Genomic DNA, 14083 nt, shown 5'->3' on the forward strand with positions numbered 1-14083 from the left:
TTACAGTTTGAAGTTGAATGGCAACTGTAGAGGGCTGGAGAGTGCAGCATATAAAAAAGCGCGCACCGGACATTCCGGTGCGTGTCTCCTTATATATTCCGCGGATCAATAATCGATTTAAAGTTAAATACCGCGTTCATCACGATTGCAGTCAGACTTCCCATCACAATACCGCTTGAAGTTATCACCGACATATTTTCAGGGAGTGCACTGAAGAGATCCGGTACGACTGTAACACCAAGCCCCATCGCTACTGAGATTGCCACAACAACCATGTTTTCCTGCTTGTTTAAATCAACACGTGAGAGCATTTTAATTCCTGCACTGATGACCATACCGAACATCGCAAGCATCGCACCGCCGAGTACAGGTCCCGGGATTGCTAATGTTGCAGCGCCGATTTTCGGTACCAGTCCAAGTATAATCAGCATGCCGCCCGCAATATAAATAATTTTATTTCTGCGGACACCTGATATTTGAATCAGTCCGACGTTTTGTGAAAACGTCGTATAAGGGAAGGCATTCACGAGACCGCCTAAAAATATTGCGATACCTTCAGCACGGTAACCGCGCTTTAAATCTTCGCCTTTAATTTTCTTATCAGTAATGTCTCCCAGTGCAAAATATACACCGGTCGACTCAACGAGACTGACTACCGCTACGAGTGTCATCGTTAAAATCGGAATGAAATGAAACTCAGGAGTGCCGAAGTAAAATACCTGAGGCAGGTGCAGCCACGATGCTTCAGCAACAGGAGTAAAGTCCACCTGTCCGAAAAATGCACCGATAACCGTTCCGAAAATGATTCCCGTTAAAATCGCAATCGAGCCCAGGAATCCTTTAGCAAATTTTAAAATGATTAAAATAATAATTAACGTTGAAAAACCTAAAAACAAATTAACAGGTGAACCGAAATCTTCGGCACCCTGACCGCCGGCAAGGTCGTTTATCGCCACAGGTATCAGAGTGATACCAATAACAGTAACGACCGTACCTGTAACCACAGGCGGGAAGAAGCGGATTAATTTACTGAAAAACGAAGCGATCAGTACGACGATTAGCCCCGACACTAAAATTGAACCGTATACGGATTCGATGCTGTATGTATTCGCAATGTTGATGATCGGTCCGACGGCGGTGAACGTACATCCGAGAACAACCGGAAGTCCGATACCGGAGAACTTATTCTTCCAAACCTGGAGAATCGTTGCGACACCGCACATCATAATATCGATAGCGATTAAGTACGTCAGCTGGGCCGGTGTCAGGCCGATTGCGTTACCTACGATAAGCGGTACGATTACCGCACCGGCGTACATTGCAAGGACGTGCTGCAGCCCGAGGGAAAAGTCTTTTGTATTGGACGGATTATGTTCCTGCATTATTCTGCATCCTCAACGAAAGTAATTGTGCCGTCTGTCAGAGACTGGACACGTGCCAGGGATTCGACGCGGTAGTTCTTACTTTTAAGAATAGATGCGCCGCTCTGGAATGATTTTTCAATTACGATGCCAAGTCCGGCAACTCTTGCATCTGCCTGTTCAACGATGCTGATCAGCGCAGCGGCAGCTTCGCCGTTCGCAAGGAAATCATCTATAATTAAAATGTTATCGCCGGGCTTGATGAACTGATTTGAAACACTGATCATGTTCGTTTCCTGTTTTGTATATGAAAAGACTTGTGCAGATAATAAATCATTGGTAAAAGTCAGTGATTTTCTTTTACGGGCAAAGACTGCAGGGACGTTGAAGTTCAGTGCAGTCATTACAGCAGGTGCAATACCTGAAGATTCCAGTGTCAGTACTTTTGTAATCTTGTCATCCTTGAATCTCTCGTAGAATTCTTTACCGATCTCCACCATTAATTCAGGATCGATCTGATGATTTAAAAATTTATCTACCTTTAATACGTTATCCGAAAGAGCGATACCTTCAGATAAAATTTTATTTTTTAACAAGTCCATTATGAGTGCTCCTTTTTCAGTGTAAGTTTGTGAATGTATTTATATTAACAGAAATAACGAACTTATCAACAATATTTTTTCAAAAAGTTCCTGAAAAGCGTTTTCAAAGAATGAAAATGTTTCAAACGTTCGGTTATCGATATGATTAGTATGGATTTAGCCTTGAGTGTATAATGAATTTATCGTGTAATAAGGAGAATTAACTATGTCCCTGGATAGTAATGTAATTTCAAAAGAAACTTTAATCAGAAGTAAAGTACATGAAATGATTCTAAACGGTGAACTGGTCCCCGGAGATAAATTGCCGAGCGAAAATGAACTGGCGGAAAATTATGGTGCGAAGCGTATCGATGCGCGAAACGCACTTGTCCAGCTTGAAAAGATGGGTATTGTGTACGGCAGACAGGGCGTCGGACGTTTTGTAAATGAGCCGCTGCCGGCGGTGGAGTTTTTAATTACGGGAACGACCAGCTTTTCGGAAAAAATGAAAGAACAGGGCATTCCGTACGAAAGCCGTGTAATTTACGCCGATTACGCAGACGATAAAGAGCAGGTGCAATACCGAAAGGTGCTTGAACTTAATGAAGATGTGAAAATTTTTAAAGTATCGAGGCTGAGAATTGTGAACGGGGTACCATGCGCGATTCATATTTCATATATTCGTGAAGACATGTTTCCGCATATATATGAAGAGAAGGATAATCTGACATCGGTGTATACTTATTTTAAAACTTCGGGGTATGAACAGTTAAGAAGCAGAGACCGCATTTTATCAGCACAATTTCCGACACTGGAAGAAATGAAGCTACTGACCTGCAGTGAACTTGTGCCGCTGCTCGTTTTTGAAACGGATACTTACGATAAGGAAACGAATGACTGTCTCGAGAGAGTGAAAATATTATATAGAAGTGATCTGTTTAAACACCAGCTGTCAGATGAAGACTAGATGGATGTTATTCTATTATGGAAGACCGGAACTTTGCGTTCCGGTCTTTTTTGTTTTTTGGGGGGTGTTGAGGCGCGCGGTTTCGGATGACAACGGTGAAGTGGTGTTGTGAACCGCGCGGTTTCGGATGACAACGGTGAAGCGGTGTTGTGAACCGCGCGCCCCCGGATGACAACGGTGAAGTGGTGTTGTGAACCGCGCGCCCCCGGATGACAACGGTGAAGCGGTGTTGTGAACCGCGCGCCCCTGGATGACAACGGTGAAGCGGTGTTGTGAACCGCGCGCCCCCGGATGACAACGGTGAAGCGGTGTTGTGAACCGCGCGCCCCCGGATGACAACGGTGAAGCGGTGTTGTGAACCGCGTGCCCCCGGATGACAACGGGCAGCCGCCGTTGTAAATCGCACACCCCCGCCCACAACCACACCCCAACAATCCACCGCCTTAACCAATCCCAAACATATTTCAACCCAACATTTACATACCTTTACCAACACTTAATCATAATGAACTTGGCAACAAGTTAGGATTAAGTCATAAGGAGGTTGTGACATGCACAGAAAACAATGGACACGCATTTTCGCAAAGTACGGCAGATTCGAAGCACTCGAATTTTACAACAGATTCAAAGATTCTCTAGAATTCGACATTATCAGTGAACCTGAAGAAGGGCTCGTAATGGTGAAAACGAGGGAGCATGCCAGAAATACTTTATTTTACATGGGTGAGGTGCTGGTGACCGAATCTAAAATAAGACATGGCTCAACTGTAGGGCTCGGACTCGTTAAAGGTACCGACCCCGAATTGTCGGAGGCAATGGCTTTTATCGACTTAAGTTTTAAACTGGAGAAATTTACAGCGGAATTGAATGACATTTTAAATTCGCTTAAAGATATTGAAGCAAAATCAATTGCAGAACGCACAGAGAAAATATTACAGACTAAAGTCAGTTTCGAAATGATGAACGACTAGGAGGATTCCGGTGAAAACAATCGTACATACAACACAGCAGGTATACCGTCAGCTCGTGAACGCATCGAGCCGCCCGGGACATATTGAAAACATTGCTGAAGATGTGAAAAACTATTCGGATTTCAGCGACGCTGCACTGCTCACAGCGATGACGCTGTTCGATAATGAAATTTCATTTTTCTCGAAAGATAAAACGATGAGAAAAGAGCTGAAAGTTTTAACAGGGGCCATCCCGAATAAAGATCACACAACTGCAGATTTTATCGTGACAAAAGAAGCGGACTTAAAGGATGAGTACTTTACGGAAGTAATGAAAGGGATTTTAATTTCTCCAGAAAAATCAGCGACACTAATCATCGATGTTGAAACGGTTGGTGAAGGAACGCTTTACAGTTTGAGAGGTCCCGGCATCAAAACGGAAACGAAGGTCAGTCTGTCGCTCGACAGTCACTGGATAAAACTGCGCAATGACATTTGTAAAGAGTTCCCGCTCGGCATTGATCTGATTCTGACGGATAAACATAACAACACGGTAATTATTCCGAGAACGACGAAAGTGGAGGTGCGGTAAATGGGTTACGTTGCGGTAAAAGGCGGCGCGCATGCGATTAACAACTCTGTCATTCTGTATAAAAACAGAAGGCTCGAAGACGGCAGAGATATTGAAGTGGAAAATATTAAGACGAATATGCGCCAGCTGATCAACCAGGTAATGAGTGAAGCGAGCTTTTACGACAGAGACACCGCGGCACTCGCGGTTAAACAGGCGGAAGGCAACATGGAGGAAGCGGTATTTTTGATGCGTGCCCACCGTTCGACGCTGCCGAGGCTGTATTATTCAACGGTGACTGATACGCGTGAAATGTTTGTGGAACGGAGAGTATCGGCGAGCTTTAAAGATATTCCGGGCGGCCAGATTTTAGGGGCGTCACCGGATTTCACACACCGTCTCCTGGACGACCAGCTGAAAACTCTCGCATATGGACCCAGCGAAACGATTGAGTACAAGGAAGTGCCGTTCAATTACGAACTCGATAAACTGCCGAAAGTTATCGACTATCTGGAAGATGAAGGGTTGTTCGTGAGAGAAGAAGAAAACAATGATGAACCGGATGATATTACGAAAAAAGCAATCGAATACCCGAGTACGAGAAGTCAGCGTCTGCAGGCATTAACGCGCGGTCAGACAGGTGCTGTAACGTCACTTGGCTACGCTGAAATCCGGGGTTACGGTATTTCGGCCCACCCGAATATCGGAGAATGCCGCGTCGGTCAACAGCCGGTTCATATTGATCCGGACGATGATTACGGTGAATATTTTATCGGTGACTTTGAAGTGACGGAAATCGATGCATTTATGCCGGACCTCGAGGAAGATGAGTCGGACGCAGGCGACAAAGATCTCATGATTAAAATCGGCTACGGTCTCGTCTTCGGACAAAACGAAACGAAAGCAATCGCCATGAGTGTGCTGGACTACAGTCTGGAGCATCCGGTGCCGGGTGTAGCGACAAGCGATGATGAATTCGTACTTTATCATATTGATTCGGTTGAATCGACAGGATTCATTTCGCACCTGAAACTGCCGCACTATGTAACATTCCAGTCGAAACTTGACCGTATGCGTCAAAGTAAGGAGGAACAGCAGTGAGCCAGAACTTTGCATTTTTAGATGAACACTCGAAAAAGGAAATCCGCAGAAAAACGTTAAAAGCAATCGCCATTCCGGGTTATCAGGTACCGTTCGCGTCACGTGAACTGCCGATTGCACGGGGCTGGGGAACCGGCGGTCTGCAGCTGACACTGTCGCTCGTCGGCCGGGAAGATACGCTGAAAGTTATCGACCAGGGTTCTGATGAGTCGGTCAACGCGGTAAACATCAGAAATCTCGTACAGAATACGACCGGTGTGAAAGACACGATTCATACAGCAGAAGCGACGCTGATTCAGTCGCGCCACCGTATTCCGGAAGTACCGCTAAAGCCGTTTCAGGTTTTAGTGCTGCAGGTACCGCAGCCGGAACCGTTGAGAGCTGTTGAGCACAGTGAAAGAAAAACGAAGATGCTGCACGGTGACAAAGAATACAGCGGGGCGTTTATAAAACTGTTCGAGCAGATTATGAAGTTCGGACATATTACGGATGATGCGGACTATCCGGTTATGGTGAACGACCGCTACGTCATGGCACCCAGTCCGATACCGAGATTTGATAACCCGAAAATGAACTTTAATGAAGGACTGATTCTTTTAGGTGCAGGCCGCGAGAAGAAAATTCACGCTGTACCGCCGTACACGAAAGTGGAGTCACTGGCATTTGAAGATTATCCGTTTGAAGTGGAAGACTTCAGCGATAAAGTATGCCGTGAATCAGGACTGACAGGCGTCTATATGGATGAACTGCAGGACGAGGCAACAGGAGAAACATATTATGTAACAAATGATACAAGCTACATGCTTGAGAAGCTGAACGAGGAGGCTGTACAACATGCCGGCAATTGATGATGTAGTGCTGTCGATCAGAGATTTATCGAAACAATTCGGCAGCGGCTGTGAATACTGCAAGGATGAAAATTTTAAACTGCAGAAAAATATGTGTCCGCACTGTCATACCGTTTATGCGGTCAGAAATACTTCATTTGATTTATACAAAGGTGAAATTCTCGGCATCGTCGGAGAAAGCGGCAGCGGGAAAAGTACGTTGATGAAGATGCTGTACTTTGACCAGGATGCAACGTCCGGTAATTATATACTGCCGGAAGACGGTACGGTGGAAGGTAATGTTTTTAACGTCTCGAGCCAGAAAAAAAGACAGATTAGAAATGAACAGCTCGGGATGGTATACCAGAATCCGATACTTGGCCTGAAGATGGATTTTTCATCGGTAACGAACATTGCTGAAAAACTGATTGCGAGCGGCAACCGTAATGTCGGAGAAATGACGGACCGCGGGGATCACTTCCTCGGGAAAGTAAAAATTGCACTGAGCCGTAAATACGAGGCACCGAAAAACTTTTCGGGCGGGATGCAGCAGCGTGTGCAAATTGCAAAAGCACTGTCGAACTATCCTCCGATTTTACTGCTTGATGAAGTCACAACAGGACTGGATTTATCAGTTCAGGCCGATGTGCTGGAACTGATTAAGGAAATTCAGCGCGACATGGGTGTCAGCATGATTGTCGTCTCACACGACCTTGCGATTATCCGCATGCTCTGCGACCGCACGATGGTTATGCTCGATGGGGAAGTGATTGAGCATGGCATTACCGATCAGATACTGGAAGACCCGCAGCATAAATACACACAGCAGCTTGTGTACTCAATTCTTTAAGAGGTGACTTATTTTGATAATTATAAACAGCAGCGTTATTACGGCAACGGAAATACTTAATGATTTCGCAGTCGTTATCGACGGCGAAAGAATAGAAAAACTAATCCCGATGAGCGAAGTGAATACAGGAGATTACGAGAAAGTCATCGATGCCAAAGGCGGCTACGTGACAGCTGGATTTATCGATATTCATTCTGACTATATAGAAGGTATTATTGCGCCGCGTCCGACGACTATTATGGACTTTAATATCGGCATTAAAGAATCGGAAAGAATTTTAAGCTCACACGGAATTACAACGATGTTCCATTCACTGTCGATTTATAAAGAAGATTTATTCGGCCATAAACCTGTCAGGCAGCCCGAGAATGTCGATAAGCTGATTCATGCAATTCACCGTACACATACTGAAAAGCATTTAATCAGGCACCGTATGCATGCGCGTTTTGAACTGGATGCTGTGGAAATGCTGCCGGCGATTAAAGAGCACATTCAGCAGGACCGGATTCATCTGCTCAGTTTTATGGATCACACACCGGGGCAGGGGCAGTATCGCGATATTGAAAACTACCGTCATACGATGAAAGGTTACCGGGATCTGTCGGACGATGAAATTAATGCACAGATTGCAGTGAAGAAAAAAATGTCGAGACTGTCAGTTGAAGAAATGGAAGAACTCTCTGAACTGGCGAGAGCAAAAGGTGTTGCGGTCGCTTCACACGACGATGATGCGACGGAGAAAATTGATTTCAATGAAACGCTGAAGACGACTATCAGCGAGTTCCCCATCACGATGGAAGTTGCCAAATATGCGGATGGTAAAGGCATGTCGACGCTTGCTGGTGCACCGAATATTATGCTCGGCGGCTCGCATTCCGGCAACTTAAATGCAAAAGATGCAATTATGGAGGGCTGCATTTCAATCTTATGCAGTGATTACTACCCGGCGGCAATGCTGCACTCGGTATTTAAGCTTCACAGAGAAGCGGAGTACCCGCTCGTTGACGGTTTTAATCTGATTACATTAAACCCTGCCAGGGCGGTAAATATGGATGACGAAATCGGTTCGATTGAACCGGGCAAGAAAGCGGACTTAAACATTATCAGACTGTTTGACGATTATCCGACGATTACAGAATGCATTGTTAACGGAAAAGTAGTCAGCCGGTATCATTACAGAATCGATTAGGAGGAACCTCATGATTACTATTAATGATTTCAGTAAATCATTTACGATTCATCATCTGGATCAGACGAGAGAAGCGGTACAGGGCATCTCATTCAATGTGGCAAAAGGTGAATTTCTCGGCATTGTCGGTGAGAGCGGCAGCGGCAAGTCAACGATTTTAAAAAGTATTTACGGCACTTATAAGCCGACGACAGGCAGTGTACACTACGACTCTGACAGATACGGCGATGTCGATCTTCACAAAATATCAGATCGTTCACTGATCAGTCTCCGTACACGAGAAATCGGTTATGTATCGCAGTTTTTAAAAGTGATGCCGCGTACGACTACACTCGAACTTGTCATCAATTCAATGCTTGAAATGGGCATCGATAAAGACACTGCAGCAAAAACAGCAGAAGAAACACTTGAACATTTCGACATACCAAAAGCACTGTGGCACAACTATCCGAATACGTTCAGCGGCGGTGAAAAACTGCGTTTAAATATCGCCTGTGCGGTCGTAAAAAATCCGCGTCTGCTGCTGCTCGATGAACCGACAGCATCACTTGACGAACAGTCAAAACTGAAAGTCAGGGAAACAATCTCAAAGCTTATCGATAACGGTACGACATTAATCGGCATCTTTCATGACCTTGAATTTATGGACGGACTCTGTAATAAAGTGTACGACATGAATACGAAAACTTTGGAGGAACGGGCAATATGAACAGCAAAATAGATCTGCATGTGCACAGTAACTTTTCCGATGGTAAAGATAATGTAAATAAAGTGCTGGATCTGGCAAAAAAACGCAGCATTGAAATGTTAAGCTTCGTCGACCATGACACAAATATGACATATATTGAAGCGCTGCCTTACGCAAAAAAACTTGGAATTCAGCTGATTCCCGGCATAGAGATTTCTGCTTATGACTTTAAAAGGAACCGAAAAGTTCATGTACTCGGCTACAACTATGACCCGGATGCACCGAATATTAAAAAATTAACGGAGCCGCTCCTCGAAAAACGACATAAACATTCACTGGAACAGATAAGAAAGATAGAAGCGTACGGTATTGATGTTGATATTGAAGAAGTGAAGAAGACTGCGGGGCCGCTCGGTGTCATTTACAAGCAGCATATAATGCATGCGATATGCGATGACCATTATACGTGTCCGAAGTATACGACGAAGTATCGCACACTGTTTAAAAACAGCGGTCCGGCGGCAGGGGATATTGAGTATATCGACTATGCGGATGCACTTAAAGCGATTAAACAGGACGGCGGATTGACTGTTATTGCACATCCCGGCCAGCTGAACAGTTATGAACTGATTGACGACAGCTATCAGCTGATTGACGGTCTGGAGAAGTATCATCCGGATCACAGTGAGGCAGATTTAGAAAGAATAGATGCACTGACTGAAAAGTATGGATTTTTTATTACGGGAGGTTCGGACTTTCACGGTGATTTTGGCAATACTGTTGAAATTGGTATAGACAGTGAATTGTTAAAAGAGACAGCCGGTTTATTTAGATAGCATAAACATGTGTTAAGTAGTTGTAAATCGCATTTACTATAGCCCTGGAATGATTTTAAATTAGTCTTGTAAATAAAATTTAAGGAGTTTGAAAATGAAAAAGTTATTCAATGTTTTTCTTGGTTCAGCTTTTGTACTGGCACTTGCAGCATGCGGCGGAGAAGAAGACCCACAGGCAGAGAGCGGATCAGCTGATGCAGCTGAAAACAGCGACGAGCCTCTGAGTGTTGTCTGGTACCCTAACGAATCAGGCAGTGAGCTTGCTGATGCACGTGAGGAAATCGGTGCAATTTTAGAAGAAACTACAGGCAGAGAAGTGGAGCATGAATTGACTACTGACTATGCAATCGCAATAGAGAGCATTGTTAATGATAACGCTGACCTGGCATTTACAGGTGCAGAAGGATACATACAGGCGAAAAACCGCAACGATAATATTGTTCCGTTAGTAGTGCCGTCAGGGCCGTCAGGAACTGAAGAAGACGCATTGTACTACAGCTGGTTTGCTACACAGGTGGATAACATGGAGAAGTTTGAAACAGGCGACGGTGAATATTCAATCGATAAATTCCCCGGCACGAATTTCTCATTCGTTTCAACTTCATCGACATCAGGTTTCAGAGTTCCAACTGCAACGATTCTGAGTCACTTCACTGAAACAGAAGAGTATGCTGACTTAACTGAGGAAGACCTTGCAGAAAGCGGCCGTTTCTTTGAACAGGTTATGTTCGGAAATACGCACCAGGGCTCTGCAGTGAACTTAATTAATGAAAGAGCTGAGCTTGCAGCTTTCTGTGACACATGTCTTGAGAACTACGTTGAACTGGCAGAAGGTGAAGAAAACACACCTGGAGCGATTTACGAAGTGTCTGAAGGTGCAGCGGATCCATTCTCGAACCTTGCAGGAGAGCAGTTTGGAATCATTTCAGCAACACCGGTACTGAATGCACCGTTTATCGCTAACGAAAGTACTCTTGGTGCTGACACTGTTAAGGAAATCCAGGAAGTATTTTCATCGGACGAAGTGGCGAACAATGAAAAAATCTTCGTACCTGAAGATGCTGAAGAAGGCGGCTTATTCACTAAATCAGCAGATGAGCGCTTCGTAGTTGTTGAAGATGAGTGGTTCGATCCAATCAGAGAACTGAGCAATTAATCAGCTGTAGAAATAACTTTACAGCATTAAATATTTTTAAACGAAGAGGGGATTCCCCTCTTTTTAATATAGGAGGCAATATCCATGGTGGTGGACAACAAAGTAAAGGAAGTTAAGGAAACAAGGACGGACTTTTATCAAAAGGAAGCAGAAGAGGTACTCATTTCATTCGATGAAGATATTGAAATTACAGGCGGGGAAGTAGAGACTGCGACTAAAGAAGAAGTCAGAGAAATGCCTGTCATTATGTCGATTGAAAATCTGAATAAGGAATATTCAAAAGGTAAATCAGTGCTGAAAGATGTCAATTTCGAAATAAAACAGGGTGAGCTGCTGTCGATTATCGGACCGTCCGGAGCCGGTAAATCAACACTTCTTCGTTCCATCAACCGCATGATAGAGCCGACTTCCGGAAAAATCACATTTAATAATGAAGACATTACCAGTGTTAAAGGACGCGAACTGCGCCGTATGAGAACAAATATCGGCATGATTTTCCAGCATTATAATCTGGTGGACCGGTTGTCTGTATATGAAAACGTACTGCACGGTACACTGGGATATAAAAACAGTCTGCAGGGGATTTTCTCGTTGTATACCGAATCGGAAAAAGAAGAAGCACTGGATATAATTACCGAGCTCGGTATCGAAGATCACATTTACAAACGCTGTGACGAGCTGTCCGGGGGACAGAAGCAGCGTGTCGGTATTGCGCGTGCGTTAGTCCAGAAGCCGAAAATTATTTTATGCGATGAACCGATTGCATCACTTGACCCGGGTTCATCGAGGGTTATTATGGAGCATCTGAGAAAAATCTGCAGCGAAAAAGGTATCACTGTTATCGTTAACCTGCACCAGGTGGATGTAGCGAAAAATTATTCAGACAGAATTATCGGCTTAAACAGCGGTGAAGTAGTCTTTAACGGTCATCCGACAGAGATTGACAGGGAAGTCATTCAGTCAGTTTACGGTACAGACTTTGATGATTTAATTATGGAGTAGGTGAGTAATGATGAATAAAACAAGTACAGTTCATCCAAACGAAATTACAATTATTCAAAAGAAAAATTTATACCTGCTGCTGACAGTCGTCATTATTGTCGGGTTGATTATGCTTGCAGGCTACATAACTGAATACAGTCATATTGAAGGAATTATGTCGATTCCTGCTGCGATGTCATGGATGGCGAGCAATATGTGGTTTTCGGCATCAACTTTATCAAACCTCGGCAGTGTTCTCAGACTCTTATGGGAAACGATTTTAATTTCAATCGTGTCGACGACAACTGCTGCGGTATTCGCAGTGGTCTTTGCGTTGTTCGGTTCAAAACTGACTTATATTAATAAGCCGCTGATGTACGCAGCTAAAATCATCGCCTCAATTTCCCGTAACATTCCCGTTGTGGCGTGGGCGCTGATTTTAGTCATCAGTTTCGGAACGAACTCCATGACCGGATTCCTTGCGTTATTCTTCGGATCATTCGGATTTTTAGTCAGAGCATTTCTTGAAACAATCGATGAGGGCAGTGAGGATTCTGTTGAAGCATTACAAGCGACAGGTGCCACCTACTGGCACACGATTTTTAAAGCTGTGCTGCCGGACAGCATGCCGCAGATGTTCAGCTGGATACTCTTTATGATTGAAACGAATATCCGCAGTGCAACGCTTGTCGGACTGCTGACAGGTACAGGTATCGGTTACTTATTCGACCTGTATTATAAACAGCTGAACTATGAAATGGTGACGCTGATTACACTGGCTATTGTCATTGCGGTGCTTGTAATTGAAGCATTATCGAATATTATCAGAAGGGAGATTTTATAATGAGTACAGTCGTTGAATATAATAAAAATGGCGGTATTAAGGTCTCCAAACCGAACAGAGGACAGAGGGTACTGAAAGGTCTGCTAATCGGTTCTTTAATATTTACGGTAATCGGTTTTTTCCTGATGGATTACACAGGTCTCGATCTCGCACATGCGATTCCAATGACGATCGATAACCTCGGACAGATGTTTTTATCTCCCAGTTTAAACAACACGACGTGGACGAGTGCTTTATGGCAGGTGACAGTCACGCTGTCACTCGCATTTTTAGCGACAATTCTAGGTGCGGTGATATCGCTGTTTCTTGCTTTTGGTACTGCAGTGAACTTATCGAAACCGTGGATCAGTAACACGATAAAAGGATTTATAACAGTCGTACGTGCTGTTCCGACAGTGCTGTGGGTATTAATTTTTGCGATTGCAGCAGGACTTGGTGCAGTGGCTGCGGTTATCGGGATGATTTTCCATTCGATTGCGTATCTCGTTAAGGCGTATTCGGAAGCTTTTGAAGAAGTGGATGAGGGGAAAATTGAAGCTCTACGTGCGACGGGATCGAGTTATTCACATATTCTGTTCCAGGTTGTTGTGCCGCAGACGAAAAGCTTTTTAATCTCATGGACATTTTTGAGATTTGAAATCAATTTCGGGGTCGCTGTGGCGATGGGTGCAGCAGCAGGAGCAGGCGGTATCGGATATGAACTGTTCATGGCGAGCTCGTTCTATTACGATATGCAGGAAGTAGGAGCAATTACACTGATTATTCTTGTTGTGGCAATTATTCTTGAACTGATTGCAAACAAATTAAAAGCTAATGCATAAAGTAATGATGTACAGCTGTATAAAAAAACGTCCTTTTCCCGATTGGGAAAAGGACGTTTTTTGCTCTCGGAAATGCTTGAAATTAAATAAAGAAAATCATATGTATCAGCGTCGGAACAACGAAGCTGCCGATAAAAATCATATAATATAAATCAGGACGGTCGCCTTCTTTTGCAAATTTATTTGCCAGTGTTCTGAACAGTACTGAAGCAACGAACGCAAAAATGACAAAAGCGAAGAATCCCGTCGTATAGTAAATAAAATTAAAGTAGATTAATGCGACGAACATAATGAGGTATAAAAGGAACCCGCATATGAACGAGAGAATGTATTTTTTCTGATTGGTCATAATAGCACCTT

16 protein-coding genes are annotated in these 14083 nt (G+C 44.0%); 13 read left to right on the top strand and 3 right to left on the bottom strand.

The annotated features are described in order from the left end of the window. Positions 1-89: 89 nt before the first annotated feature. Complete coding sequence (locus tag RZ44_RS10145; RefSeq protein WP_035811028.1) at positions 90-1382, bottom strand: nucleobase:cation symporter-2 family protein; 1293 nt, start codon at positions 1380-1382, stop codon at positions 90-92. Further along, a complete protein-coding gene (locus RZ44_RS10150; protein ID WP_035811031.1) occupies positions 1382-1963 on the bottom strand; it encodes a xanthine phosphoribosyltransferase in 582 nt (193 codons plus the stop codon). Before RZ44_RS10150 ends, RZ44_RS10145 begins: the two co-directional genes overlap by 1 nt. Positions 1964-2168: 205 nt before the next feature. Here RZ44_RS10150 and RZ44_RS10155 point away from each other — a divergent pair, with 205 nt between their 5' ends. The 13 genes from RZ44_RS10155 to RZ44_RS10215 all read left to right on the top strand — a co-directional run bounded on the left by RZ44_RS10155 (position 2169) and on the right by RZ44_RS10215 (position 13723). Then, complete coding sequence (locus RZ44_RS10155; protein ID WP_035811033.1) at positions 2169-2909, top strand: GntR family transcriptional regulator; 741 nt, start codon at positions 2169-2171, stop codon at positions 2907-2909. A gap of 551 nt (positions 2910-3460) precedes the next feature. Next, entirely contained in the window at positions 3461-3880 is a 420-nt protein-coding gene (gene phnG, locus RZ44_RS10160; RefSeq protein ID WP_035811035.1) for a phosphonate C-P lyase system protein PhnG, read from the top strand. Positions 3881-3890: 10 nt separating this feature from the next. Continuing rightward, a complete protein-coding gene (phnH, locus tag RZ44_RS10165) occupies positions 3891-4451 on the top strand; it encodes a phosphonate C-P lyase system protein PhnH (protein ID WP_035811036.1) in 561 nt (186 codons plus the stop codon). After that, entirely contained in the window at positions 4452-5531 is a 1080-nt protein-coding gene (locus RZ44_RS10170) for a carbon-phosphorus lyase complex subunit PhnI (RefSeq protein WP_035811038.1), read from the top strand. Further along, positions 5528-6379, top strand: a complete 852-nt coding sequence (locus RZ44_RS10175; protein ID WP_035811040.1) for an alpha-D-ribose 1-methylphosphonate 5-phosphate C-P-lyase PhnJ — start codon at positions 5528-5530, stop codon at positions 6377-6379. Before RZ44_RS10170 ends, RZ44_RS10175 begins: the two co-directional genes overlap by 4 nt. After that, positions 6366-7208 carry an ATP-binding cassette domain-containing protein gene (locus RZ44_RS10180; protein ID WP_035811043.1) on the top strand — a complete coding sequence of 281 codons (843 nt, stop codon included), beginning with the start codon at positions 6366-6368 and terminating at the stop codon, positions 7206-7208. The genes RZ44_RS10175 and RZ44_RS10180 overlap by 14 nt, the downstream gene beginning before the upstream one ends. Positions 7209-7221: 13 nt before the next feature. Beyond that, the gene (phnM, locus tag RZ44_RS10185) at positions 7222-8397 is read left to right on the top strand and encodes a phosphonate metabolism protein PhnM (protein WP_331709023.1); all 1176 of its coding nucleotides are present in this window, start codon (positions 7222-7224) and stop codon (positions 8395-8397) included. A gap of 10 nt (positions 8398-8407) precedes the next feature. Continuing rightward, a complete protein-coding gene (locus RZ44_RS10190) occupies positions 8408-9106 on the top strand; it encodes a phosphonate C-P lyase system protein PhnL (RefSeq protein ID WP_035811047.1) in 699 nt (232 codons plus the stop codon). Beyond that, a complete protein-coding gene (locus tag RZ44_RS10195; protein WP_035811051.1) occupies positions 9103-9921 on the top strand; it encodes a PHP domain-containing protein in 819 nt (272 codons plus the stop codon). The genes RZ44_RS10190 and RZ44_RS10195 overlap by 4 nt, the downstream gene beginning before the upstream one ends. A 94-nt stretch (positions 9922-10015) precedes the next feature. Then, positions 10016-11077, top strand: a complete 1062-nt coding sequence (locus tag RZ44_RS10200; protein WP_035811053.1) for a PhnD/SsuA/transferrin family substrate-binding protein — start codon at positions 10016-10018, stop codon at positions 11075-11077. Positions 11078-11161: 84 nt separating this feature from the next. After that, complete coding sequence (phnC, locus tag RZ44_RS10205) at positions 11162-12079, top strand: phosphonate ABC transporter ATP-binding protein (RefSeq protein ID WP_081962394.1); 918 nt, start codon at positions 11162-11164, stop codon at positions 12077-12079. Positions 12080-12089: 10 nt separating this feature from the next. Continuing rightward, positions 12090-12902 carry a PhnE/PtxC family ABC transporter permease gene (locus RZ44_RS10210; protein ID WP_081962419.1) on the top strand — a complete coding sequence of 271 codons (813 nt, stop codon included), beginning with the start codon at positions 12090-12092 and terminating at the stop codon, positions 12900-12902. After that, positions 12902-13723: a PhnE/PtxC family ABC transporter permease gene (locus tag RZ44_RS10215; protein ID WP_035811056.1), complete on the top strand. Its 822-nt coding sequence runs from the start codon at positions 12902-12904 to the stop codon at positions 13721-13723. Before RZ44_RS10210 ends, RZ44_RS10215 begins: the two co-directional genes overlap by 1 nt. Positions 13724-13805: 82 nt before the next feature. Here RZ44_RS10215 and RZ44_RS10220 read toward each other — a convergent pair whose 3' ends face one another. Beyond that, positions 13806-14072, bottom strand: a complete 267-nt coding sequence (locus RZ44_RS10220) for a hypothetical protein (RefSeq protein ID WP_035811064.1) — start codon at positions 14070-14072, stop codon at positions 13806-13808. Positions 14073-14083: the final 11 nt, after the last annotated feature.

The sequence above is a fragment of the Jeotgalicoccus saudimassiliensis genome, from assembly GCF_000756715.1.
Lineage (GTDB): Bacteria > Bacillota > Bacilli > Staphylococcales > Salinicoccaceae > Jeotgalicoccus > Jeotgalicoccus saudimassiliensis.